Consider the following 23,440-nt stretch of genomic DNA (forward strand, 5'->3'; position numbering starts at 1 on the left):
AGGAACTGAATTGATATATATTCGAGATTTTTTAGGTCATTCTTCTGTAACTACAACCGAACATTATGCTCGTACTTCACCAGAATTAGTAAGTAAGGCAATTTTAAAATTTGATAAAAAGCATTTTGATAAAAGAAATAACATTTATTCTAAAGAGAAAAGGAATGAAATGCTAGAATTATTGGATAAATTAAAGCGATAAAATAAAAATCTATGGAAAGCGATTTTTATTAAAAAGCTATATCGTGTAAGCAATTAATCTGAAAACTTTCCATAGATAAAAACTTTCCATAGGATATTCTATGGAAAGCTTTCCATAGAATATCGTCGGCATATCGAATAAACTTAACTCCTCTCTTTTCCATTTCTTTATCAAAAGGTGTTAGATAGATATTTGATAGTATTGGACTTATTACTCCACCTTGTGGAGTACCTACATTTGTTTCAACTTTAAACCCATTATCCATGACCCCAGATTTTAGAGAACTAAATATTAATCTTCTAATATCCTTATCTTCTAATGTTTCATCTACTAGTCCCATTAGCTTATCATGATTAACGGTATCGAAAAACTTAGACAAATCCATGTCTACTACATATTTATAGCCTTCAGCTATATATATTTGTGCTTGTCTTACAGCATCTTCTGCACTTCTCTTTGGTCTATAACCATAACTAAATTCAGAAAATGTTGGCTCAAACAATGGCGTAATTACTTGTACTACTAATTGTTGTACAAATCTATCTAGTACTGTTGGTATTCCAAGCATTCTAGTTTTGCCATTATCTTTTGGTATCTCTACCCTTTTAACAGCACTAAATTTGTACTTACGTGATATTATCCTACTTTTGATATCTTTGATATTTGAATCTAAATATGTATCTAACTCGCATACATTCATTCCATCAATTCCAGCAGTTCCACCATTCTTTTTAACTTTGATAAAAGCAGCTTTTAGATTCTCATTGGAGAGTAGTTTCTCACACAATTCAGTATTTGGTAATTGCGGATTATCTTTCCTCATCATTTCTTTCCTTTTCTATTCTAGCACTCTCGTTCTTCATTTTACCTTTGAGTTTCGACTTAACATAACTCATACTTCCAATTTATCTACGTGCTAATAGTAAGACTTTTCATATTTTGAAAAGAATTCGATATTCAGGCCTTCACAATCTCCTTATTGCTACTATGCCATCTGCTGACTTCTGTAATACATGTTCACACATTGCTGTATGAATTGTTGTTATCATTGGTGTTATTGCAACCTCTCCAACGTATTACAGACCTCCCCAGTTAAGAACAACATCTTTCATTTCATGTGGACTCAAGATTTACCTATTATAATTTTGGCTGGACTTCATCACTTTATGAAAACTCATCCTCATAATCGGCCTTATATCTTGTTTCTGTTCGTAGCCCCGAAACTTTGCCTTAGGCTTCCTTCACACAGCACCTCACAATACTGCACTTGCCATCAACTAGTGGTTATTTCATTTTTTTTTTTTTTAATGAAATTGCCAAACCCACAGTGGACTTTCACCACCTAGATGTTGCCCATGCTGGGCAAACATAAAAGAGGAGAGAACTTAACAAGCTCTCCCCTCTACAAAAGAATAATAAATGAATTAATTTATGAGTAATTACTAATTAGAAATTACCTCTAATTCCCCTTCCATTACCAGCAAAGCCTCTTCCTCTGCCTCTTCCTCTGCCACCTCTAAAACCACATCCCATGGCTCCATTGAAGTTTCTACGAGGATAAGTGTTGTTGTTCATTGTGTTTGTTGTTGTTTCTTCGTTATTTTCACTGTTGTTTACTGCTACTTTGTTAGTATTGCATGTACCTAAGCCTCTGCCTGTCATGCTACCTTGTCCTAGTGGACCTGTTTTATTAAATCCTGGCATAATGTTTCTCCTTATAGATTATTATATTTATATTTCGCTTATTAATTATTAAAAAATAATTAATCTTATTTTATCCGGCATATGTCGCTTACATTCATAAGGTACCACTATATCCGACATATGTCAAGTTACTTTTTAATTTTTTTTACTCTTTTATATTTTTGGGATATAATGTATTGAATATTGTTCATAAATAAATTATCAAATACTATAAAGATAAAGAATTAGGAGTTTTCAATGAAATGTGGAACAGTAGCTATAATTGGTCGTCCATCAAGTGGGAAAAGCACTATGGTAAATACAATTGTAGAAATGCCAGTATCAATTACTGCAAAAACACCTCAAACAACAAGAAATGCTATACGTGGTATTTATACCGATCAAAGGGGTCAATTAATATTTACTGATACACCAGGTTATCATTTAAATGAACAAACATTAAATTTAAGATTACAAGAAATTGCAACTTCTCCATTAAATGATAGCGATATGATTTTATATGTAGTTGATGCAACTAGAGCTCCTGGAAAAGAAGAATTTGCAATAATTGAAATTTTAAAATCACTTAAGAGACCAATTGTCTGTGTTTTTAATAAAAAAGATGTAATAAAAGAAGAAAGCATCGAAGAAACAAAAGATATAATAAAAGAACATCTTCCAAAAGCTATTTATTTAAGTGCTAGTGCAAAAGTTGATGATGGTATTGATGAAATTCTTATTGAATTATTTAAATTAGCCCCTGAAGGGGAATTAATGTATAGTAAAGATGCTTATACAGACCAACCATTAGAATTTAGAATTAGTGAAATAATTCGAGGAAAAACTATTGCTCTTGCTAATAAAGAATTACCACATGCTATATATGTAGATGTAAGTGATATAGAGTTTAGAGAAAAAGAAAATCTCATTTGGGTTAGAGCCTTTATTATTGTAGAAAGAGAATCTCAAAAAGGTATTATTGTTGGAAAAGGTGGAAATAATATAAAGAAAATTAGAGTTTCTTCTTTCAAAGACATTAAAAAGATTTTCCCAGGAAAAAAACTTCAACTAGATTTAAGAGTAAAAGCACAACCAAAATGGAGAAAGAACTCTTTTGTTCTAGATAAAATCTTAAATTAAATAACAAAATAGAGAGAAATCCCATGCTAATTAGAAAATTTGTAAAAGGAGAAGAAAAAGAACTTTTAGATCTTTTTTATTCTTCTATACATATAAATGCAAAAAATTATTACAGCATTAAGCAATTAAATGCATGGACAAATAATGAAATTGATTTCTATCTTTGGTGTAAAAAAATAAATAAGATAAACCCTTATGTTTTATTAGATTCAAACCTAATTGTTGGATATGCTGATTTACAAGATAGTGGATATATTGATCATTTCTTTATTCGGGGAGGATTTTCTAATAAAGGTTTTGGATCAATTCTTATGGAATATATTTTAAAAAAAGCAAAAGCTAAAAATATCCCATATTTAGAAGCTAATGTTAGTTTAGCAGCACAATCTTTTTTCAAAAAATTTGGATTTATGATAATAAAAAAGAAAAAAGTTATTATTAGAGAAATAGAATTAGAGAATGCATTAATGAGAGTATATCTTGATAAATAATATCAAGATATACATAAAAGATTATTAATTTAAATAAAATTCGTTCTTAGTTTCTTTTCAAACTTAGGTTTTTCTAGCCTAGCTTTATCAAAAGATTTAATCATATAAGCCATGTTTTTAGCAATGATTCTCATTGTTTGCAAACCTTCTAAATCTTGTTTAACATCAGAAGGAGTTGCTCCATGAACCATAGCCCAATATTGGGAGGAAACAATAGGCATTTGACTAATTGTAAAAAATTTATTCAATTGATCAAGCGTAGTTGTAGTTCCAGCTCTTCTTGCACTAGCAATACTAGCTGCAGGCATTAGAGCAATTTTTTCTTTATCTAAAACAGTCATTAATTGAATCATAAAACTAGAAATTATTGGAGTTGCTGCTGCATAATAAACAGGAGATCCTATTATTAAACCATTTGAAGCTTCAATTTTCTCTTTAACTTCTTTTACAAAGTTTTTATCAACACTTTTTTCGATAGATCCAATATAAATAATTTCACTATCTATTTCATTTCTAGATAACTCTTTTTTAATTTCACTTAAAGCGGTAAAAGTACAACCTTTTTCTCTTGGGCTGCCATTAATTAATATTACTTTCATAAACCCTCCATAATTAAAAAACAGTAAGCTAAAAAGCTTACTGCAAAATTATTAATATCTTTCTAAAATTGGTAAGATTTTTGATTTTCCACAAGTTAACATAAATTGTGCTAATTTTGGACCTTTAGGTTTACCAATTAATATAGTATATACAGCTTTAAAGAATACTGAAGTTTCAAGTTCAATATCTGTTGCACAAGCATACATAGCGTTTGTGAATTCTTTATCTGTTTCAAAAGAATCCATTTTTTCAACTACTTCTTTCAATGCTTTTACAGCTGTTAATTCTTTCTCATCTAATTCAATTTTATCTGTTTCTTCAGTAGCTAAAGCAAACCTAAAATCTTCAGGAGAGAATTGAGTAATCCAAGCCCATGCACATTCACATCTTGCAATTAATCTTTCTTTTTGTGATTCACTTATATCATCTAAAGAAGAAATTACAGAATTAATATCTCCACCATGAATTTGTAATAAATTACATAAGTGTCTAAAAGGAATTTGATATGAAGGCTCAGTTGGTATTCCATCAACTTGGCTTAATTCATAAATTCTTTTTTGTTTAGCTGTTTTCTTTTCATTAGCTTTTTGTAATCCAAAATAAATTCTTTCACATGTATCATAATCTTCATATATTTTTAATACATCCAAATCAAAAGAAATTGCAAATTCTGTATTAGGACGTGTTCCAACAAACATATATCTGCATACTTCAGGAGTATAAACCTCTAATACATCATATAATGAAACTACTTCACCACTTGAAGAAGAAATCTTACCACCACGACCTTTTATTGAAATAAAATCATATTGGAAAGAAACTGGAGCTTCCCCATCAAAAACTTCTACAATTTTTTTACTTGTATCAAAAGATCCACCTTCACTATGATGGTCTTTACCAGCTGGTTCAAAGTCAACACCTTCTTCCTTCCATCTCATTGGCCAGTCTATTCTCCATGGAAGTTTTGTATTAGGAGTTTCTCTAATATCAATTGTTTCTTCTTGATTTGTAGAATCATCTCTATAAGTTACTTTATATTCACCATCCCAATCAAGAATAGTAGTTGTATCTTTATCAGTGAAAGAAGAGAATACAGAAATTGGCCACCAATCATCGCCCAATGGAGTTGTTCTAAATTCATTTAAAATAGCTTTTATATCTTCTTTTTTTTCTAAAGCTTTCTTTATACCTTCAGCATATAAATTCTTTCTATATCTATCTGCTTGATAAAGATATTCAGGATTAACACCAACTTTTGGTAAAATCTTTTCAACATCTTTTTCATTACCACTAGCATAATTTTCTGCTCTTTTTAAAGTATCAGGAACTAATGTAATAGGTTTTCTTAAATAAGTTTCAAGAAGTTCAGGTTCAGGCATATTTTTAGGAACCTTTCTAAATACATCATAATCGTCCCAACTATAAATAAAACGAACATTTCTTCCTTTATCTCTTAAAGCTCTAGCTACTAATTCAACAGAAATAATTTCTCTAAAATTACCAATATGAACTGTCCCTGATGGAGTGATACCACTAGCACAGGTATAACATTCTTTTTCACCCTTACCACGGATGATCTTATCGGCGTAAATATCCGCCCAGTGTGTAGATACTATTTTCTTATTACTCATAGAAACCAATTATATACAAAGAGGTTATAGTGTTCAATATTTAAAAAACTATTTATAGAAAAACAAAGAAAAAATGCTCCCATTACATTGAAAAGTAACCTTTTCACATAGGGAGCATATATAAATATTAAAATATACTAAAAATCTAACATTAATACTAAAGAACCATTTGTTGATGATTCAGTTGCATAATTTTCACCTTTAAGTATATATGCAAATTGATAACCAATACTTGCAAAGTCAGAAACACAAATAGTTGCTTGAACACCAGTTGAAGCAATTAAATTATTTTCTTCTTTACTAGTATTAACATATTCTAGCATACCGTATCCAACATCTACAAAGAAATTAAATCTTGGGAAAATTCTTGCAAATTTAATTTCATCTAATTCATATACAGAAATTCTAAAATCTAAATTATTAACAAAAGTTAATTTATTGTTATATGAATAAGAGCTAAAACCTCTAACTTTTCTACCTAATGATATTTCTTTTCTAAAATATGTTGGGACACAATCGCCATCAGTATAGTTTGCAACTACTCTATCAACTAATACTAAAGAAAATAAGTTTCTTCCTGTATCATATGCCTTAGATACATGTAAAGTTTTAGCAAAATTTAATTCTAAATTTGCACTATAAAAATCTGACATACCGAAAATAGAGTTTAATGCCAATGGAGCATAAGTAAATTCTGCATCAGCTAAGAACCCATCTTGAACAAACATATCATCAACCATGAAATTTAATTTTAAATCACCTGTAAAGTATGTGCCTAAATTATTATCACTTTCTAAATCAGGATAATAAGAATTATCAATTTCTGCACCACTTTTGAAATATTCATATATACCATCATAAGCAACTGATGCAGTTAATACATCATCAAAGAAACCTTGATTCAATCTAGCTTTCCAATCTACTCTAATTAAGTCTAGAGTTACATCATTTACTCCATTAGAACCATCTGTTGTAGAATTCCACATAGTTCTTTTTTCAGTACCACCACCTAAATAGTATTGAATTTCTGTGGTATTATCTTCAATAAGTGTTATATCAGTTTGTCCTATACCTAAATTTAAATAAGTAGGTCCAATTCCCCCAAGTTGATCTTCATGCATCCCAATTGCACCAAATAAAAATTTGTAATCACTAGAAAAAGTAAAACTAGAAACAAATACTAATAATACACAAAACAAAGTTAATTTCTTTTTCATAATATTAATCACCTCTTATATGATAATAAATCACTTATATTGAAATTACTAGAATTATTTTTATATTAATAATTAATTTTTGGTTAGTAATTTAATCACTGAACTAATTGCTAGTAACATATATCATGCTCAAATAAAGAATAATAAATATAATTTAGGAGAAATTATGGATACAAATAGTTTTACAATGTATTTAACACTTATTGTAATAGTAGTATTAATTTTTAGAAACATTTATCAACAAATAGCTTTATTAAGGGCAAAATCTAAAGGGGCTATTTATCATAAGATTACAAGCGAAGATGCAAAATATATGATTGATGATGATAGAAGTCTAGTAATTATTGACGTTAGGACACCCAATGAATTTAAAAGTGGACATATCAAAAAAGCTAAAAATATTGCGAATATTAATTCAATAGTTAATAAATATCCAAATAAAAACACAAAAATACTAATTAATTGTGCAAGTGGTTCAAGAAGCATAAAAGCTGCAAAAAAACTAGTTATTAAGGGATATAAAGAAGTTTATGATATTGGAGGCTTATCTTCTTGGAAATATGGAACTGTAAAAAATTAGAATTCAAAACCAAATAAGTCCTTTGCTAAATCTTTAGGAATTAATCGTTTATTTTCATTTTCAATATTTTTTATCATCAGCTGTTTTTTTTCTTCAATAGATCTTTGTAAAAATTGATTAAAATCTATACTTCTTAATAAAAAAAACATTAGTGGATTTTCATCTAATTTAGCACCTATTCCGTATAAAACAGCTGTTGCATGTTTACATAGGACGGCCCAATCAGGACAATTACAGTTAATTTTTATTTCATTTGGACTTGGGAAAAGTCCTGTATCTGAGTTAAGAAATAAATTTGATAATTCTTCTGGAAATTCACCTTCTACCAAACTTTCTATATTTTCGATTTTATTTTGTGCAACATTTAAAATATCTTTTTGCTTCTTTTTAGATAGAGGAAAAATTTCAATAAGCACTTTATAAGGTTTTCTTCTAGAACCTTGAACAAGTGCACTTATAAAGCCTTCTTCAATTTTTAAATCGATTACAGCTCCTGATCTTACATATCTCTTTCCTCTTTGTATTCGATTACTAAAATCAGCATAATTTTCTAGATTTTCACACCATTTTTCACCCCACCAAGTTTTAGCAATCTTTCTTCCATCAATAACTACAGGAGAATAACCTAATTTTAAACTTTCCCTACTCTTTTTTCTCAATTCATCAATTGATATTTGTTTATAATTATAAAAATCCATAATAATAGCCTCTATTAATCTGCATAAGAAAAGAATTCTTTTAATTCTTTATCATTCATTTTTGTAACAAAAGATACAGTTGAGTCTTCTGTTTCCCCAATAACTCTTGAAGATAATTCTTTTTTAGAATTTATTATTTCATTTATTTTATCTTCTATTGTTTTTTTACAAATAAATTTATAAACATTTACTACTTTTTTTTGTCCAATTCTAAAGGCTCTATCTGTTGCTTGATTTTCAACAGAAGGATTCCACCATCTATCAAAATGAACAACATGATTTGCACTTGTCAAATTCAAACCTGTTCCTCCAGCTTTAATTGAAAGTATCATAAATGGATAATATGTATCACTATTAAATTCTTCAACTCTTTTACTTCTTACTTTTGGAGGTACACTACCATCAATAGATAATCCTTCATAGCCGAACAAACTTTCTAAATATTGTTTTAACGGATCAATTATACTTTTATATTGTGTGAAAATTAGCATCTTTTCATGTTTTTCTTTAATTACTTCTACCAATTCTTTTAATGCTAAGAATTTTCCACTCTCTATTTCTTTATATGTATCTAATTTTAAATATTGACTTGGATGATTACAAATCTGTTTACTTTTTAATATAGTTGATAAAATCAAACCTTTTCTTTCTATTCCATCTTTATCCTCAAGACTTTTAGAAACCTTATTAATCAAGCTTTTATATAATGCAACCTGTCGTGAAGAAAGAGGAATATACATATCCCTTTCAATTTTTTTTGGTAAATCTTTAATGATTTTTTTATCAGTTTTCAATCTTCTTAAAATAAATGGTTCAACAATATTTCTTAGACTTCCATAAATCTGTGCATTATCTTTCGCTTTCTTTATAATTTTTGTAAATTCTCTTTTGTTTCCTAAAAGATTAGGGTTGATAAAATCAAAAATTGACCATAAATCTAAAAGAGAATTTTCAATTGGAGTACCAGTCATAGCTATCCGATTTTTAGCATTAATAGCTTTTATTACTTTTGCTTGTTTAGTATTAGAGTTTTTAATAGCTTGAGCTTCATCTAAGATAACTAAATCCCAGTCTCTAGAATATATACTTTCTCTTAGAGATACCATTTTATAAGTTGATAAATACACACCTTTTTTTGATAAATCCATCTCTTGAAGTTGCTTTTCTGTTTTATCTAATACAAACATATTTAAGATTGATATAAATTTATTTTTTTCGGCTATCCAGTTCCCAATTAATGATGATGGTACAATTAATAAAACAGTATTTAATTGATTTCTTTCAATTAATGTTCCAAGAATAGCTAAAATTTGAACTGTTTTACCTAGACCCATATCATCTGCTAAACAAGGTCCAAAACCTAAAGTTAACATGTTATTTAACCAGTCTACACCTTGTTCTTGATACTTTCTTAAGCTACCTGTAAAATTATTAGACAATTCAAAAGGTTTTAAATTTTTTGCTTTATGATTATAGAATTCGTTTAACCAGCTACCTTTTTTATAAACAATATCTTCATTAGAATTTATCAAAGAATTCGAATCTCTTAACATCTCTACAAAATCTAAAAAAGTAATACCATCCCCAAGTTCGTCCATAAGCAAATCATAATCACCAATTAACTTCATTAATTTGTTATGGTTTATCTCAATCCATTTACCTTTAAAGTTTAATAACCCTTCTTTTTCTAATAATAAACGCTTTATTTCTGCTCTAGTTAAATTTTCATTGTCAAAAACAAAACTTAATTCAACTGATAATAAAGCTTTTAGAGATAAACCTTGATTTAATTTTTCTCCTATATTTGCCTGAGTATGAATTTTATTTTTTGATTTCCACCATGAAGGGAATCTAAAGCCTATTCCACAATTATTAAAAAAATCACTATTTTTTAATAATTGATAAGCTTCATTAGCTTTTAAATAATTAGGATCAAAAATTTGACCATTTTCGATCAGCGAAGATAAAATATCACATTTTCCACTTGCTTTAAATAATGTAGATAATAAATGAAGTAATTGCTTATTATCATCTTTATATTCATTAAGAGCATAAGAGAGTGGCATATGTTTTACTTTTTTATCAACAATTGTAGTGTAACTTATCAGAAATCCGAAAGGATACTCACTATTATTAGTTTCAACTAAATGAAAATAAGTTCTATCAGCTTCATTAAAATCTGGAATATAAGAAGATAAACAAGCTTCGATTGAACCATCATATTCATTGATTGTTGAATATAACCATTCTTCGAATAAGATGCAGTGATACTCAATCCATTTTACATCTATATATTCCGTACCTGAACATAATGGTTTAGATGTTAATAAAAAATTAATTTGATCTTTAGGTAATTCTATTTTAATATTTGCTTTTAGTAATACTGAATCAATCAATTCTACTTGTTTTATAAACTCTTTTGCAAATAAGCAAAGAAAGTCTAACCCAATATCACTAATCTCTCTATCACTTTGTAAATATTCAAAAATAGTTGCAATTGGCTTATTTTTAAATTTCTCAACCCATTGAGAATCACCAAACACTTTAAAACCATCTTCAACAAACCATAAATCAAAATTATTATTCATATCACTCATTTTACATTAAAAATAAATATAATAAAGTTTTTCTTAAAATAATTTTCCTTAATTTAAAAAAACACAATTACAATATGAAAATTAGTATATTTCTTATTTAGTTTACATATAATATCGCAAATAAATACACAATTTAAAAATAAAACCATTTTTTTGTTATTGACACTAATAGACAAATATGATAATTTCACCTTTGTGAATTAGTTAATTCTTATAATTTACAAGGGCCTATAGCTCAGTTGGTTAGAGCAACGGACTCATAATCCGTGGGTCGTAAGTTCAAGTCTTACTGGGCCCATAAATGACATCCTATAATTTTTAGGATGTCTTTTTTTTCAGACATCTTTTTCAATAAAATCACATAAATTAAAAAACCTTTTATCTTTGATAAATATAATTTATTATATAACGAAGAGGATAAAAAAAATGGAAAAATTAAATATCTTATGGACAAGTGGAGATAAAGATACATTTTTGAATATGGTAGCCATGTATTCTAAAAATGCAATAAAAAATAGTTGGTGGGAAAAAATTAATATTCTTATTTGGGGTGGTTCAACAAAATTAGCAGCTAATGATACTCAAGTATTGAATGAAATAAAAAATCTAATTGAGATAGGTATTAATATTGAAGCTTGTAAAGCTTGTGCTGATAAAATTAATGCCTCAAGTGTTTTAGAAAACGCAGGTATCTCTGTTAGATATACCGGAATAGCTTTGACTGAGTATATAAAGGGCAAAGATCATTTATTAACAGTTTAATAGAGTAGGAAACAGAATTTATGATTATAAAAAAAACAAGTTATAAACAATTCGAATTAGCTGAAAATCCTTTATGGCTTAAGAAAAATAATTCTTTTTATTGGGTAGATATTGAAAAAGGGGACCTCTATAAATATGATCTTAATATTAATAAAGCTTCTTGTATTCTTTCAACAAATTATAGAATTGGAGCTTTTGTATTTGATAAAAAAGATAATATTATTTTATTAACGAATAAAGGTTTAATAAAAGTTATAAACAATGATGAAAATTATAAATTAGATAATCATTTTTTAATAAAATATGAATTGCATAATGCAAGATTTAATGATGCAATTTGTGATAATATAGGTAGAATTATAGCTGGAATTAAAACTGATAATAATTCTGTTGAGGGTAAATTAATTATTTTTGAAAAAAATAAGTCACCAAGAGTTTTACTTAAAAATATAAGAATAAGTAATGGTATGGGATTTTCAAAAGATAATAAATCTTTTTATCATACTGATTCTTTAGAGAGAACAATATTTAAATATGAATATGATTTATCAAATGCTACTTTATCAAATAAAAAAATCTTTTACCAAAACAACGGTATTGGAGTTGTCGATGGAATGACAGTAGATAATAAAGATAATATCTTTTCTTCTATTTGGGGTGAAGGAAAAATTATTGAAATAAATAAAGATACTTCAACAATAACAAATACCATCAAATTAGACTGTACTAATTCATCTAGCCTATCTTTTGGAGGTAATAATTTAGATAAATTATTAGTTACCTCTGCATTAGAAAATCTTTCGAATCAAGAAATTACAAAAAATGATGGTATTGTCTATTTAATAGAAAACTTCTATACAAAAGGGAAAGAAGAATATAAAGCAAAAATCTAACTCTATTTATAGAGAAATTAGATTATTACAATTCATCTTTAAGCAATCAATAGAAGAAAGATTATCACAAATTAAAGGATTTAATTGAATAATGGAGTCTGGAAAATCTTCTTTTAGCTTTTTATAATTACCTTCATAACTCTCAGTTGATTTATTAATAATAATTTTATTTATAGAAAAACCTAAATCATCCATTTGTTTTTTAATTAACAAACTCTCAGAGTAGCTCATTTCATCTTCATTAAGTATTAAAATAAAATTAACAAAATCTTTATCTTGTAACTTATCATTTAAATCAGCATATCTTTTTTTCATCATTAATAAACGTTGATAAATTGGATCTTCATCAATATTTTCCTGATTTTCTTTCCTAATGTTCTTTATAGTATTTTTTTTATTTACAATCTCTAATCTCATTTCAATAAGACTATTTATCCAATGAAGATTTACACTTGGTAAAGCTAGAGTTTTAAGTGTTAATGCAGTAGGAGGAGTATCAATAAATATTTTATCATATTTTTTTTCGTTAAAGCATCTTTCTAAAGCCATTAGAGCAGCATATTCTTCAGTACCAGGAGCATATTTTAGAATCGAAAAATATTTATCTATATTAAGAGATTGTTGATAATGATACATCCCCTTTAATTGGTTTTGAGTAGATTTTATATATTCTTTTCCTAATTTAGAAATATCACTTTCTCTAACATAAAATTTATCTGAGACTTTTTTAGGTTTATTAGAAAAAGATTGATTAAACAAATCGTGCAAATTATGTGCAGGATCTAAAGAATCTAATAATACACTATTATTATTTTCATATTCTTTTGTAGCAGAAAGAGCAGAACATGTTGATTTACCAACACCACCCTTTCCGATAAATATATTTATATTTTTCATTATATAATCTCCAATTTTAAGGTTCACCCATCACACTTGCAAGTTCACTTAACCCATTGCCAGTTTGAGATGCTCTTGTAAACATTCTATCAATATCATCTCCCATTATTGGAAGTAAATCTAAACAAACAGGAAGAGGCGGGGACGGAAAGCCTATTGCTGATCCAAATAACATAAGGGTAAATGAATTTTCCATTTCACTTACCTCATATTCTATTTGTGATGTAGCTTTATAAAGAGAAGCTTGATGAAACCCTATAACAAAGCCTTTAATATTATTTAATATTTTTTTTAAAAAATTCATATATTATTTTTCTACTCTGTAAGTAATTATTTCTTTATCGAAAACTTTTTTTGAAGGGAATATTGAATATAATCCCCAAATACTTACTAATATTGCTATATATAAATGATATCTATAAATTGGATAATAATAACCATATAAAGCAAAGAGAGAACCAACAAAAATACTGATTATTGTAAATAGTTTAAAATTATAATAATCCTTTTGTGACAAGCCTTTACTTTTTATACTTTTATTATAATATCCAGTTCTAAAAAGAATAGGTAAAGCAACTGCAAATATTGTAGACCCTAATAAAATATTAGTAGAAATGTTTCTATCGGCTACTTTATCACTACTCCCTTTAATAAAGAAAACCAATAAAAAAACAATAAGTAATGCTACATAACTGATAACAGTTAGATTTGTTATTTTTTTAAATATTTTCTCCATAAGCACCTTCCTTTATATAAGCATTATAACAAAGGGTGCCAAAATTGGCACCCTTAAATTAACTATTATGCTAATTTCTCTTCTTTTGTTTGAAAGATTGATTTCAAGCTTTCGAAAGAAACTAACACTACAATCACTATAATTACAAGGTTAACAATACCTAACATAATTGAAGATGAAGCAATGTAATTCATTTCATTAATAATTAATGCCCACATTGTCATAATTAACATGAACACAGCAGGAATGAATGCTACTAAATATTTATTACCACCTCTTTTCTTTAAGTATACAGCAGCAGTAAATAATGCTAATGCAGCAAGAGTTTGGTTATTTGCACCGAATAAAGGCCAAAGAGTTAATGCGCCTTTTCCATCAACACCAGTTGAGAAAGCTAATAAACCAGCTGTTAATAAAGCTAAGAAAGTTGCACCATATTTATTTGTAAAGAAACTCTTATCTTCAGAAGCACCAACTCTATTAGCACCTAATAATTCTTGAATAACATATCTTTGAAGTCTTGTTGTAGTATCTAAAGAAGTACCAGCAAAAGAAGCAACAAATACACCCATGATAATTAAGCCTAAATATTTAGGAATTCCTAAATAACTAATCATGTTTGCAGAACCTTCAACAAAAGCACCAACTTTAGAACCTAATCCAGCAGCAGCACCCCAAGAAGCATAGTGTTCACTCCATTTAGCAACACCAACTAATCCTGTTGCATCACCTCTTGAAGCAAGACCAATACCTGCAACAGTTGCAACAATAACTAATACTGCTAATGCACCTTCCATTAACATTGAGCCATAACCAACAAATACTGCATCAACTTCTGTATCAACTTGTTTTGAAGTTGTACCTGAAGCAACAACTGAGTGGAAACCAGATATAGCACCACAAGCAATAGTAATAAATAAGAAAGGCCAAAGTGATGGAGCACCTTCTGGATTAGCTTGAACAGCAGGAGCAACAATTTCTAAACCATTAAATGATGAAATAAATACACCTAAAATTAATAATGCCATAGCAATAAATAATTCCCATGCATTAATATAGTCTCTAGGTTGTAATAATGTTGTTACAGGTAGAGTAGATGCAATAAAAGCATATATAAATAATATAATTGTCCATGTACCAGTTGCAGGCATAGCACCAATTGCTGGCATATCAAGAGGAATAACATGACCTAAAACAACTGTTACATACATTGCAAGAACTGCAACAATAGTTGATTTAGTAATATTTTTATTCTTTTTATAAACTGCAACACCTAGAGCAATTGCTATAGGAATTTCCATCCATACAGGGAATACAGCTTCTGGATACATATGGAAAATAACTGCCATAATCATGCCTAGAATAGCTAAGAATAACCATAATTCAATAAAAACAATCAAGAAAAATGCAAATCTTACTTTTTTACTGATATATTGTGATGCAATTTCAGAAATTGATTTACCTTGAGATCTTAATGACATTACTAAAGCAGAAAAATCTTGAACTGCCCCCATTACAATAGAACCAACAAAAACCCAAATTAAAGCAGGCAACCAACCCCAAATAACACCAATAGCAGGACCAACAATAGGACCAGTACCAGCAATTGAAGTAAAGTGGTGACCAAAAATAATACCTTTTTTGGTAGGAACGTAATCAATTCCATCTTCAAATTCATGAGAAGGAGTAACGTTCTTTTGTGATAATTCAAAAATCTTATTACCAATAAATTTACCATATATTTTATACGCAATAAGATATCCAACAAATGCTAAAACCATAATTAATACAGCATCCATATATACCTCCGATTACAATATATCACTCCTTTCATTGAACAACTTTTAGTTGCCCATGTCAAAAAAAAATAATTATTATTTTATTAGTATAAATACTTGTTATACTAAGTATTCAAGGCTTAATATTTCTAACACTTTATATGGTAAGAAATTATTTTTAGTAAAAATTAATTATACTCATTATAATAAATTTGATAATCAATACAAATTCATTATAACTAAAAACTTAATTATACATAAATTTGTTAAGTAAAAAAAAAGACATATAGTTAAATATGTCTTTTTTTAATTATATCTTTCTTTTTATTAATATTTACTAGCTTGCCTTTCAAAAGCTTTTAAATGACTAATTGAGCCTTTGCGTAAAGCTTCAAAAACTTGCCTAACATCTCGTGGAATTTCATAAGATAAGAATTTATCATACATTGCAATATTAGCTATTTCAGCTTCTATCCCAATATTATAAATTTCTTCTAACGAATCAGGTACAACAACATGGGACTCAGCATTAAATTCACTTATTTCAAAACCATAAGTATCATATAATTTTAAAACGGCTCTTTGATGTGTTTTTTCTGCTTTTATTATATTAATAAAAGGTCTACTTACATTAAATTCTTGAACAATATATTCATACTCAGCTAATGCTAATCTCTCATCTTGTAATGCATAATTTAGCATTTCTTCTAATGTAAATTCATTATCGTCTAAAGCTGCAACAGCACCATATATTTCTTGAGTTGAATCTTCATTTGTTCCTACCTCTAGTAAAGCTTTTATACTAGAGTCTTCTACTTCTTTAGTACCTTCTGCAAAAACAGAAATTAATGAAAGACTACTTACTAAAATTAAACTTATTATTATTTTCTTCATAATTTGATTCCTTATTTGTTTTATATATTTTAATAATATAAACTAAATGTGGTGAAATTATGATTATTTATAATGTCAGTGAAAAATAATAATAATAAATTTATTATAATATATTCATAATACAAATATTTCCCACTTAGCATAAAAAAAGCTTGCTAAAAAGCAAGCCTAACCACACTATGTGGACCCATAAGGGGCAATTTGAATAAATTTTTATTTGAACGTATGTTCTTTCACTAATATATTCTCACTAAATATATTTCATGTCAAGCATAAAATGATTTTGCAATATTTTTAATAATAGATTATAATTAGATTACTTCATTCTTATAAATAATCAATATTTATATCAATCATAAATCATTATATTTCTAAAAAGGATTAAACAATGAAAAAAGACTATTACTTAGGACTAGATTGTGGAACCTCATCTGTAGGTTGGGCTGTTACTGATAAAAATTACGATTTACAAAGAACTAAAGGAAAAACCCTCTGGGGCGTTAGATTATTCGAAGAAGCAAATCCTGCAGCCGAAAGAAGAGAATTTAGAGCAACAAGAAGAAGAACTTATAGAAAAAGAGCTAGACTAGATTTATTAGAAGAATTATTTGAAGATGAAATAAAAAAGACAGATACCTCTTTTTTTAAAAGATTAAAAGAAAGTAAATATTATATAGAAGACAAATCTAATCCAGCAGATAAAAACACTTTATTTAATGATAAAAATTTTAATGATAGACATTATCATTCAAAATATCCAACAATTTATCATTTAAGGGCTGAGTTAATTCGCAATAAAAAACCTCATGATATAAGGTTAGTATATTTAGCAATACATCATATATTGAAAAACAGAGGACATTTCATTTATGAAGGTCAAAAAATAGAAAATGTTCAAAATGTTGAATTACTATTTTCCAATTTAGATTTAATTTATTCTGATTTATTTCCTAATATAAGAATTACTTTCCCAAACGGAATAGAAATAATAAAAACAACAATTACTGATAAAACAGTAAAAAATAAACTCAAAACATTAAAAGAAAATATATTAGTTGAAGCTGATAATCCTAAAGAAGCTAAAGCTATACAAGCAGAAATCGCAAAAGCTTTAAACGGTAATAAAGTCAACATAATTAAATTAATACCTGATATAAATATTATAGAAGAAGAACTATCTAATAAAGATTTCACTTTTTCTTCTAGCACTTATGATGACAATGAAATGGCAATTAAAAATTCAGTAGGAATAGATTATTTTGAAATTATAGCTTGCTTAAAAGAAATATATGATTGGTCTCTACTTTATTCAATTTTACAAGGTAAACAATATTTATCATTTGCAAAGGAGTTAACTTTTAAAAAACATAAAGAGCAGCTAGCACAATTAAAAGTCTTAATTAAAAAATACAATCCTGAGAAATATGATGAAGCATTCAAAATAACTAAAGATAAGCTAACAAATTACAGTGCATATATTGGTCACGGATTAGACGATGGCAAAAAAGATAAAGGACCTATTAAATCTAAATGTACAATTGAAGATGTAAATAAGTACTTTATAAAATTATTAGAAAAAGCATATAAAGAAAATCAAGATGATCAATCTTTAGTAAAAATATATACCCTTTTAGCTGCTAATCAACTTCTTCCTAAAGTTATTACCCCAGATAATAGAGTAATCCCTTATCAAGTTAATTTAATGGAATTAGAAGCTATACTAAATAATTCATCAAAATATTTAAGTTTTTTAAACAAAAAAGACAATGAAGGGTTCAGTGTAAAAGATAAAATACTAGCTATAATGAAATTTAGAATCCCATACTATGTTGGACCTTTAGTAGAAAAAACTGATGGGAAAAAAGAATATCAAAAATTTAGTTGGATGATAAGAAAAGATAATAGCACTGGAAGAATACTTCCTTGGAAATTTGCAGACCAAGTAGATTTAGCAGCTTGTGGAAATGAATTTATAAAGAGAATGGCTAGAAAATGCACATATCTCCCAAATGAAAATTGCTTACCAAAAAACTCTTTATTAAATAGCGAATATTCACTTTTAAATGAGTTAAATAACTTAAGAATAAATGGAGAAAAACCTACTCTTGAATTAAAAAATGAAATTTTTAATCTATTCAAAAAAAACAAAACTGTATCTACAAAAAAAATAGAAAATTTATTAATTTCTAGAGGATTATATAACAAAAAAGATGAAATAGTTTTTACAGGAATTGATAAAACTTTTAAATCATCATTAAAGTCTTATATTGATTTTAAAGAATATATTTTATCAAAAAAATTATCTTTAAATGAAATAGAACAAATTATCGAATGGTCTACTGTATTTTCTGAAGGTCAAAATCTCTTACAAGAAAAAATAGAGAATACTTTTGGAAATAAGCTATCAGAAAAAGATATAAAATATATTTCAGCAAAATGTAAAACTTATACAGGATGGGGACATTTATCAAAAAAATTCTTAACAGAAATGTATCATATAAATGAAAATGGAGAATGCAAAAATATAATATCATTATTGAGAGAAACATCTAATAATTTAATGGAATTATTAAGTGCAAAATTTACTATTTCAAGGAGTATTGAAGAAGAACTATCTAATTATAATAATAACTTTGAAAATTGGAGTTATGAAAATTTGGTTGACCCTTTACTAGTTTCACCTTCCATAAAAAGAAGTATTTGGCAAACAATACAAATTGTTAAAGAAATAAGACAAGTAACTAAAGAAGATCCTAAAAAAATATTTATAGAAATGGCTAGAGGACCAGAAGAAAATCAAAAAAATAAACGCACAATATCAAGAAAAGAACAAATTAAATTACAATATAATGATTTAACCAATAATCCTGAAGCCAATAAAATATTAAAAGAGCTAGATAGTAAAAGTGAAGCTGATTTAAGAAAAGATAAATTATATCTTTATTTCACACAAATGGGAAGATGTATGTATTCTAATGAAATAATAAATCTTGAAGATTTATTATCAAAAAATAGTAATTATGATATAGATCACATCTATCCACAAAAATATATTAAAGATGATAGTTTAAATAATCGAGTATTAGTTCTAAAAAGTGAAAATGGTAAAAAAAGTGATAAATACCCACTTTCTATAGGTATACAAACAAAATGCTCTTCGCATTGGTATTATTTGTATCAAAAAAAATTAATAACTAAAGAAAAATATAATCGTCTTACAAGAAAAACTAATCTTGATAACGATGAATTACAAAATTTTATTGCTAGGCAAATCGTTGAAACTAGACAAAGTACAAAAGCTATTGGAAAATTATTAGAAAAATTATGCTCTAATTCTAATATTATTTATTCTAAAGCAAGTTCTGTTTCACAATTTAAAAGAAGTTATCAAATATATAAATCTAGAGGTGTAAATGATCTTCATCATGCAAAGGATGCTTATTTAAATATTGTTGTAGGTAATGCTTATTATACTAAATTTACTAAAGATCCTAGTTATATCTTAAAAAATGAAATAAAAGATTCATACAATATCTCTAAATTATTTTTCTTTGATATAAAAAGGAATAATACTACTGCTTGGGAAAGAGATATTAACGGTAAAAAAAGAAACGATTATAAAAACCAAAAAGAAAATATATTAAATTATGAAAAATATCCTGAAACAGGTACAATAGTAAAAGTAAGAAAGACTCTTAACAAAAACAACATATTATTCACACGTCAAACTTTCCAAAGAAGTGGTAAACTTTCAGATTTATTAATAGTAAAAAAAGGTGCAAATAATGATGTATTACCTATTAAATCATCAGAAAAAGCTATGCAACAAGTTGAAAAATATGGTGGTTACAATAAAATAACTAAAGCATATTTCTTTTTAGCAGAATATACCAACAAAAATAAAAAAATAAAAAGAATCTTTGACGTACCTATATATAAAGTATCAGAAATAGAAAAAGGGGGAACTACCTTACTAAATTATTGCACTGAAGAATTAAAGCTTGAAAGTCCAAGAATTATTATCCCTAAAATTTTAATAAATACCAAAATAAAATATAAAGAATTTATTTATGAAATTTCAGGTGCTATGGGTAAAGATTTAGGATTAAAATCAGCTATTCCTTTAATTGTTAATAATAATAACTATTCTTATTATTGCTATATTGAAAAATATTTAGAAAAAATGAAGGCCTATTTAAGATTTCATAAAAATGAAGATGAACATATTATTGAACAATATAATGAAAATCAAATTTATAAATTTAAAATATCTAAGTCAAAGAATTTAAGTTTGTACAACGAATTAAAAGATAAATTAAATAATTCTATTTTTAAATCTAGAGTTAATAATGATATTAAAGCTACTATAGAAAATAATGCTGATTTATTCATAAATTCTCCAATATATAATCAAACTTTGTTCTTAGAGCAGTTTATTACACTTTTCGCATGTAAATATGGCAATGTGGATTTTTCGTTAGTTAAAGGAAAGAAAAAAACAGGTACATCAACGATGGGAAGAAATTTAAATTCCGATATTGAATTTATCTATCAATCTGTAACAGGTCTTTTTGAATCAAGACAAAAGGTAAAGATATAATGAGTTTCAGAGCTGTCTTAATTACAAAACAATCAAAACTAGAATATAGACAAAAATATCTTGTTATTAGAACAAAAGAAAAAACAAAAAGAATATATATTGACGAAATTTCATTATTAATGATTGAGCATACAGCAGTTTGTATTACTGCAGTATTATTACAAGAACTGTGTAATAAAAATATTGATGTTATTTTTTGTGATAATAAGAGAAACCCTTGTTCTAACTTAGTTCCATTTTATGGCAGTTACGATAGCTCAGAAAAAGTTAATATCCAAATTAATTGGGATGATAAAATAAAAGCATTAGTATGGACAGAATTAGTCAAAGAAAAAGTAAAAAAACAAGGAGAGTTATTAGACTTATTAAAAATAAATTCAGAAAAATATTTCAAAACTAAAATTAATGAAATTGAAATAAATGATCCTTTAAATATTGAAGCACAAGCAGCAAAGAAATACTTTCATTTTTTATTTTCTAATAAATTTACTAGAAGTTCTGATACTGCTATTAACTCTGCTCTTAATTATGGTTATATGATAATGTTATCTCTTGTAAATAGAGAAATAACTGCTAAAGGATATTTAACACAGCTTGGCTTGCATCATCACAGTATTAGAAATCAATTTAATTTATCTTGTGATATAATTGAACCACTCCGCCCTATTGTTGATAAAGAAGTTCTATCAATAGGTATTGAAGATGAATTTGGGTCTGAAGAAAAACATTTATTACTAAATATATTTGAAAAAAATTTTATTATTAATAATAAAAAATACAGTTTACAGGATACAGTAAATATATATTGTTCAAGTATTTTTTCAGCTTTAGAGCATAATAATTTATCAGAAATAAAGTTTTATAATTTTGAATATGGAAAAGATTAGATATATGAGGATATTATTATTTTTTGATTTACCCACTTTAAAGAAAGAACAACAAAAAGCTTATCGATCATTTAGAAAGTGGTTGATAAGTGAAGGCTTTATAATGTTGCAAGAGTCTGTATATTCTAAATTAGCAATGAATTATAATTCAGCAAAGCTAATTATAGAAAATATAAGAAAACATAAAACCGAAGAAGGTAATATTCAAATTTTAGTAATATCTGAAAAACAATTTAATAAAATAGAACTAATTGTAGGCACACCTCAAACTGAAGTTATTGATTCTATTAAAAAAGTAGTAATTATATGAAAATAAGATTAGTAAATGAACCATTAAATATATATTTAGATGAAATTGAATTAAAATATAATATTTTAGTTATTGAATCGAAAACTTTATTATTTCAAATTATAAAAGATTTATATAACCAATCTAATAATGAATATGGTGATTTCGTTCTTTCTGAAGATGATAAGCAATTAGATATTAAAGAAAATTTTGAATTAATATTAGACCCTTTTAAACTAGATATAAACAATAGGAAAGTTTTAACGGCTATTCAAAAATTAGCAATATTAGAATCTATTAATGAAATTCATTATATAGAAACTAATAAAATAATATCACAATTAGTAGCGTATTCTCAAAAAATAGCTTTTACTTTCAATGGAAATATTACAACAAAAAATGAAATAACAAACGAATCAATAATTAAAATGTTAAATTTTCAAGTTGATACTATTAGTGAATCATTCACCGAAACTTTACTAGAATATTTATTAAACTCAAATAAATATTTAAATACTAAAGTATTCTGTTTTGTAAACTTATTTAGTTATATAGAAAATGAACAAATAGATGAGCTAATACATTCATGTCTAAATAATAATATTCATGTAATTTTTTTAGAATCATCAGATAATAAATATTTTAATAACGAATGCAAAAAAATTATAATAGATTGTGATTTTTGTCAGATATAGCGTAGGATAATAACCTAAAATATGATATAATATTCTTATAAAAGAAGGATAACTTATGATAAAAATCAAACATACATCATTTTATATTTCTTTACTAAACAACAAATTAGGAAACAACAGTAAACAGATGTTATGTTTGAGAAGTATGTTCTTTCAGTAATTACAGCAAC

At 26.6% G+C, this 23,440-nt stretch carries 22 protein-coding genes and 1 tRNA gene; 11 read left to right on the forward strand and 12 right to left on the reverse strand.

What is annotated here, in order from left to right:
* Window positions 1-202 (forward strand): hypothetical protein (locus ACPKM0_RS09510; RefSeq protein ID WP_472475413.1); only part of this gene is annotated, 202 nt, incomplete at its 5' end.
* Window positions 203-230: 28 nt separating this feature from the next.
* Here the strand turns inward: ACPKM0_RS09510 and ACPKM0_RS09515 are convergent.
* Together ACPKM0_RS09515 and ACPKM0_RS09520 are read right to left on the reverse strand one after the other, a co-directional pair.
* Complete coding sequence (locus ACPKM0_RS09515) at window positions 231-1,025, reverse strand: reverse transcriptase domain-containing protein (protein ID WP_472475415.1); 795 nt, start codon at window positions 1,023-1,025, stop codon at window positions 231-233.
* A 623-nt stretch (window positions 1,026-1,648) separates the two neighbouring features.
* A complete protein-coding gene (locus tag ACPKM0_RS09520) occupies window positions 1,649-1,906 on the reverse strand; it encodes a DUF5320 domain-containing protein (RefSeq protein ID WP_472475416.1) in 258 nt (85 codons plus the stop codon).
* A 237-nt stretch (window positions 1,907-2,143) separates the two neighbouring features.
* On the opposite strand from ACPKM0_RS09520, the gene era reads away from it, so the two are divergent.
* Window positions 2,144-3,025 carry a GTPase Era gene (gene era, locus ACPKM0_RS09525; protein ID WP_472475417.1) on the forward strand — a complete coding sequence of 294 codons (882 nt, stop codon included), beginning with the start codon at window positions 2,144-2,146 and terminating at the stop codon, window positions 3,023-3,025.
* 23 nt (window positions 3,026-3,048) lie between these two features.
* A complete protein-coding gene (locus tag ACPKM0_RS09530) occupies window positions 3,049-3,516 on the forward strand; it encodes a GNAT family N-acetyltransferase (protein WP_472475418.1) in 468 nt (155 codons plus the stop codon).
* A 29-nt stretch (window positions 3,517-3,545) separates the two neighbouring features.
* Here ACPKM0_RS09530 and ACPKM0_RS09535 read toward each other — a convergent pair whose 3' ends face one another.
* From ACPKM0_RS09535 to ACPKM0_RS09545, 3 genes are all read right to left on the reverse strand, one after another.
* On the reverse strand, window positions 3,546-4,115 hold the full coding sequence (locus ACPKM0_RS09535; protein WP_472475420.1) for a flavodoxin family protein: 570 nt from the start codon (window positions 4,113-4,115) through the stop codon (window positions 3,546-3,548).
* 51 nt (window positions 4,116-4,166) lie between these two features.
* Window positions 4,167-5,747 (reverse strand): lysine--tRNA ligase, encoded by a 1,581-nt coding sequence (gene lysS / locus ACPKM0_RS09540; protein WP_472475421.1) that lies wholly within the window; start codon window positions 5,745-5,747, stop codon window positions 4,167-4,169.
* Window positions 5,748-5,884: 137 nt separating this feature from the next.
* Entirely contained in the window at window positions 5,885-6,964 is a 1,080-nt protein-coding gene (locus ACPKM0_RS09545) for a hypothetical protein (protein WP_472475422.1), read from the reverse strand.
* A 166-nt stretch (window positions 6,965-7,130) separates the two neighbouring features.
* Here ACPKM0_RS09545 and ACPKM0_RS09550 point away from each other — a divergent pair, with 166 nt between their 5' ends.
* Complete coding sequence (locus ACPKM0_RS09550; protein ID WP_472475423.1) at window positions 7,131-7,544, forward strand: rhodanese-like domain-containing protein; 414 nt, start codon at window positions 7,131-7,133, stop codon at window positions 7,542-7,544.
* On the opposite strand, the gene ACPKM0_RS09555 is transcribed toward ACPKM0_RS09550, so the two are convergent.
* Complete coding sequence (locus tag ACPKM0_RS09555; RefSeq protein WP_472475424.1) at window positions 7,541-8,242, reverse strand: SWIM zinc finger family protein; 702 nt, start codon at window positions 8,240-8,242, stop codon at window positions 7,541-7,543. The two genes, ACPKM0_RS09550 and ACPKM0_RS09555, sit on opposite strands and share 4 nt — an antisense overlap.
* 14 nt (window positions 8,243-8,256) lie before the next feature.
* Window positions 8,257-10,830 (reverse strand): DEAD/DEAH box helicase, encoded by a 2,574-nt coding sequence (locus ACPKM0_RS09560; protein WP_472475426.1) that lies wholly within the window; start codon window positions 10,828-10,830, stop codon window positions 8,257-8,259.
* Window positions 10,831-11,063: 233 nt separating this feature from the next.
* Here ACPKM0_RS09560 and ACPKM0_RS09565 point away from each other — a divergent pair.
* The 3 genes from ACPKM0_RS09565 to ACPKM0_RS09575 all read left to right on the forward strand — a co-directional run bounded on the left by ACPKM0_RS09565 (window position 11,064) and on the right by ACPKM0_RS09575 (window position 12,494).
* A tRNA-Ile gene (locus ACPKM0_RS09565) sits at window positions 11,064-11,137 on the forward strand.
* Window positions 11,138-11,265: 128 nt separating this feature from the next.
* Window positions 11,266-11,601 (forward strand): DsrE family protein, encoded by a 336-nt coding sequence (locus ACPKM0_RS09570; protein WP_472475427.1) that lies wholly within the window; start codon window positions 11,266-11,268, stop codon window positions 11,599-11,601.
* A 20-nt stretch (window positions 11,602-11,621) separates the two neighbouring features.
* Window positions 11,622-12,494, forward strand: coding sequence for an SMP-30/gluconolactonase/LRE family protein (locus tag ACPKM0_RS09575; protein ID WP_472475428.1), 873 nt, complete (start codon window positions 11,622-11,624; stop codon window positions 12,492-12,494).
* Between the two features lie 6 nt (window positions 12,495-12,500).
* Here the strand turns inward: ACPKM0_RS09575 and ACPKM0_RS09580 are convergent, their stop codons facing one another.
* The 5 genes from ACPKM0_RS09580 to ACPKM0_RS09600 all read right to left on the reverse strand — a co-directional run bounded on the left by ACPKM0_RS09580 (window position 12,501) and on the right by ACPKM0_RS09600 (window position 16,799).
* Window positions 12,501-13,391 (reverse strand): ArsA family ATPase, encoded by an 891-nt coding sequence (locus ACPKM0_RS09580; RefSeq protein WP_472475430.1) that lies wholly within the window; start codon window positions 13,389-13,391, stop codon window positions 12,501-12,503.
* A gap of 16 nt (window positions 13,392-13,407) precedes the next feature.
* Entirely contained in the window at window positions 13,408-13,695 is a 288-nt protein-coding gene (locus ACPKM0_RS09585) for a DUF7990 family protein (protein ID WP_472475432.1), read from the reverse strand.
* 3 nt (window positions 13,696-13,698) lie between these two features.
* Window positions 13,699-14,127, reverse strand: coding sequence for a hypothetical protein (locus ACPKM0_RS09590; protein WP_472475434.1), 429 nt, complete (start codon window positions 14,125-14,127; stop codon window positions 13,699-13,701).
* A gap of 65 nt (window positions 14,128-14,192) precedes the next feature.
* Window positions 14,193-15,926 (reverse strand): carbon starvation CstA family protein, encoded by a 1,734-nt coding sequence (locus ACPKM0_RS09595; RefSeq protein WP_472475436.1) that lies wholly within the window; start codon window positions 15,924-15,926, stop codon window positions 14,193-14,195.
* 306 nt (window positions 15,927-16,232) lie between these two features.
* The gene (locus ACPKM0_RS09600) at window positions 16,233-16,799 is read right to left on the reverse strand and encodes a DUF2202 domain-containing protein (RefSeq protein ID WP_472475437.1); all 567 of its coding nucleotides are present in this window, start codon (window positions 16,797-16,799) and stop codon (window positions 16,233-16,235) included.
* 388 nt (window positions 16,800-17,187) lie between these two features.
* Between ACPKM0_RS09600 and cas9 the strand changes: the two genes are divergently transcribed.
* The 4 genes from cas9 to csn2 are packed head-to-tail and all read left to right on the forward strand — an operon-like array spanning window position 17,188 to window position 23,270.
* Window positions 17,188-21,399 carry a type II CRISPR RNA-guided endonuclease Cas9 gene (gene cas9 / locus ACPKM0_RS09605; RefSeq protein WP_472475438.1) on the forward strand — a complete coding sequence of 1,404 codons (4,212 nt, stop codon included), beginning with the start codon at window positions 17,188-17,190 and terminating at the stop codon, window positions 21,397-21,399.
* Window positions 21,399-22,286 carry a type II CRISPR-associated endonuclease Cas1 gene (gene cas1 / locus ACPKM0_RS09610; protein ID WP_472475440.1) on the forward strand — a complete coding sequence of 296 codons (888 nt, stop codon included), beginning with the start codon at window positions 21,399-21,401 and terminating at the stop codon, window positions 22,284-22,286. The genes cas9 and cas1 overlap by 1 nt, the downstream gene beginning before the upstream one ends.
* 4 nt (window positions 22,287-22,290) lie before the next feature.
* Window positions 22,291-22,596 carry a CRISPR-associated endonuclease Cas2 gene (gene cas2 / locus ACPKM0_RS09615; protein ID WP_472475442.1) on the forward strand — a complete coding sequence of 102 codons (306 nt, stop codon included), beginning with the start codon at window positions 22,291-22,293 and terminating at the stop codon, window positions 22,594-22,596.
* On the forward strand, window positions 22,593-23,270 hold the full coding sequence (gene csn2 / locus ACPKM0_RS09620; RefSeq protein WP_472475444.1) for a type II-A CRISPR-associated protein Csn2: 678 nt from the start codon (window positions 22,593-22,595) through the stop codon (window positions 23,268-23,270). Before cas2 ends, csn2 begins: the two co-directional genes overlap by 4 nt.
* The last annotated feature ends 170 nt before the right edge of the window (window positions 23,271-23,440 follow it).

Origin of the sequence: Pleomorphochaeta sp. (assembly GCF_050031695.1) — a bacterium.
Lineage (GTDB): Bacteria > Spirochaetota > Spirochaetia > Sphaerochaetales > Sphaerochaetaceae > Pleomorphochaeta.

What these genes read in the sequence shown, in the direction of transcription:
- ACPKM0_RS09515 (WP_472475415.1), bottom strand. Translation starts at nt 1,025, where the DNA reads ATGAGGAAAGATAATCCGCAATTACCAAATACTGAATTGTGTGAGAAA.
- ACPKM0_RS09520 (WP_472475416.1), bottom strand. Translation starts at nt 1,906, where the DNA reads ATGCCAGGATTTAATAAAACAGGTCCACTAGGACAAGGTAGCATGACA.
- era (WP_472475417.1), top strand. Translation starts at nt 2,144, where the DNA reads ATGAAATGTGGAACAGTAGCTATAATTGGTCGTCCATCAAGTGGGAAA.
- ACPKM0_RS09530 (WP_472475418.1), top strand. Translation starts at nt 3,049, where the DNA reads ATGCTAATTAGAAAATTTGTAAAAGGAGAAGAAAAAGAACTTTTAGAT.
- ACPKM0_RS09535 (WP_472475420.1), bottom strand. Translation starts at nt 4,115, where the DNA reads ATGAAAGTAATATTAATTAATGGCAGCCCAAGAGAAAAAGGTTGTACT.
- lysS (WP_472475421.1), bottom strand. Translation starts at nt 5,747, where the DNA reads ATGAGTAATAAGAAAATAGTATCTACACACTGGGCGGATATTTACGCC.
- ACPKM0_RS09545 (WP_472475422.1), bottom strand. Translation starts at nt 6,964, where the DNA reads ATGAAAAAGAAATTAACTTTGTTTTGTGTATTATTAGTATTTGTTTCT.
- ACPKM0_RS09550 (WP_472475423.1), top strand. Translation starts at nt 7,131, where the DNA reads ATGGATACAAATAGTTTTACAATGTATTTAACACTTATTGTAATAGTA.
- ACPKM0_RS09555 (WP_472475424.1), bottom strand. Translation starts at nt 8,242, where the DNA reads ATGGATTTTTATAATTATAAACAAATATCAATTGATGAATTGAGAAAA.
- ACPKM0_RS09560 (WP_472475426.1), bottom strand. Translation starts at nt 10,830, where the DNA reads ATGAATAATAATTTTGATTTATGGTTTGTTGAAGATGGTTTTAAAGTG.
- ACPKM0_RS09570 (WP_472475427.1), top strand. Translation starts at nt 11,266, where the DNA reads ATGGAAAAATTAAATATCTTATGGACAAGTGGAGATAAAGATACATTT.
- ACPKM0_RS09575 (WP_472475428.1), top strand. Translation starts at nt 11,622, where the DNA reads ATGATTATAAAAAAAACAAGTTATAAACAATTCGAATTAGCTGAAAAT.
- ACPKM0_RS09580 (WP_472475430.1), bottom strand. Translation starts at nt 13,391, where the DNA reads ATGAAAAATATAAATATATTTATCGGAAAGGGTGGTGTTGGTAAATCA.
- ACPKM0_RS09585 (WP_472475432.1), bottom strand. Translation starts at nt 13,695, where the DNA reads ATGAATTTTTTAAAAAAAATATTAAATAATATTAAAGGCTTTGTTATA.
- ACPKM0_RS09590 (WP_472475434.1), bottom strand. Translation starts at nt 14,127, where the DNA reads ATGGAGAAAATATTTAAAAAAATAACAAATCTAACTGTTATCAGTTAT.
- ACPKM0_RS09595 (WP_472475436.1), bottom strand. Translation starts at nt 15,926, where the DNA reads ATGGATGCTGTATTAATTATGGTTTTAGCATTTGTTGGATATCTTATT.
- ACPKM0_RS09600 (WP_472475437.1), bottom strand. Translation starts at nt 16,799, where the DNA reads ATGAAGAAAATAATAATAAGTTTAATTTTAGTAAGTAGTCTTTCATTA.
- cas9 (WP_472475438.1), top strand. Translation starts at nt 17,188, where the DNA reads ATGAAAAAAGACTATTACTTAGGACTAGATTGTGGAACCTCATCTGTA.
- cas1 (WP_472475440.1), top strand. Translation starts at nt 21,399, where the DNA reads ATGAGTTTCAGAGCTGTCTTAATTACAAAACAATCAAAACTAGAATAT.
- cas2 (WP_472475442.1), top strand. Translation starts at nt 22,291, where the DNA reads ATGAGGATATTATTATTTTTTGATTTACCCACTTTAAAGAAAGAACAA.
- csn2 (WP_472475444.1), top strand. Translation starts at nt 22,593, where the DNA reads ATGAAAATAAGATTAGTAAATGAACCATTAAATATATATTTAGATGAA.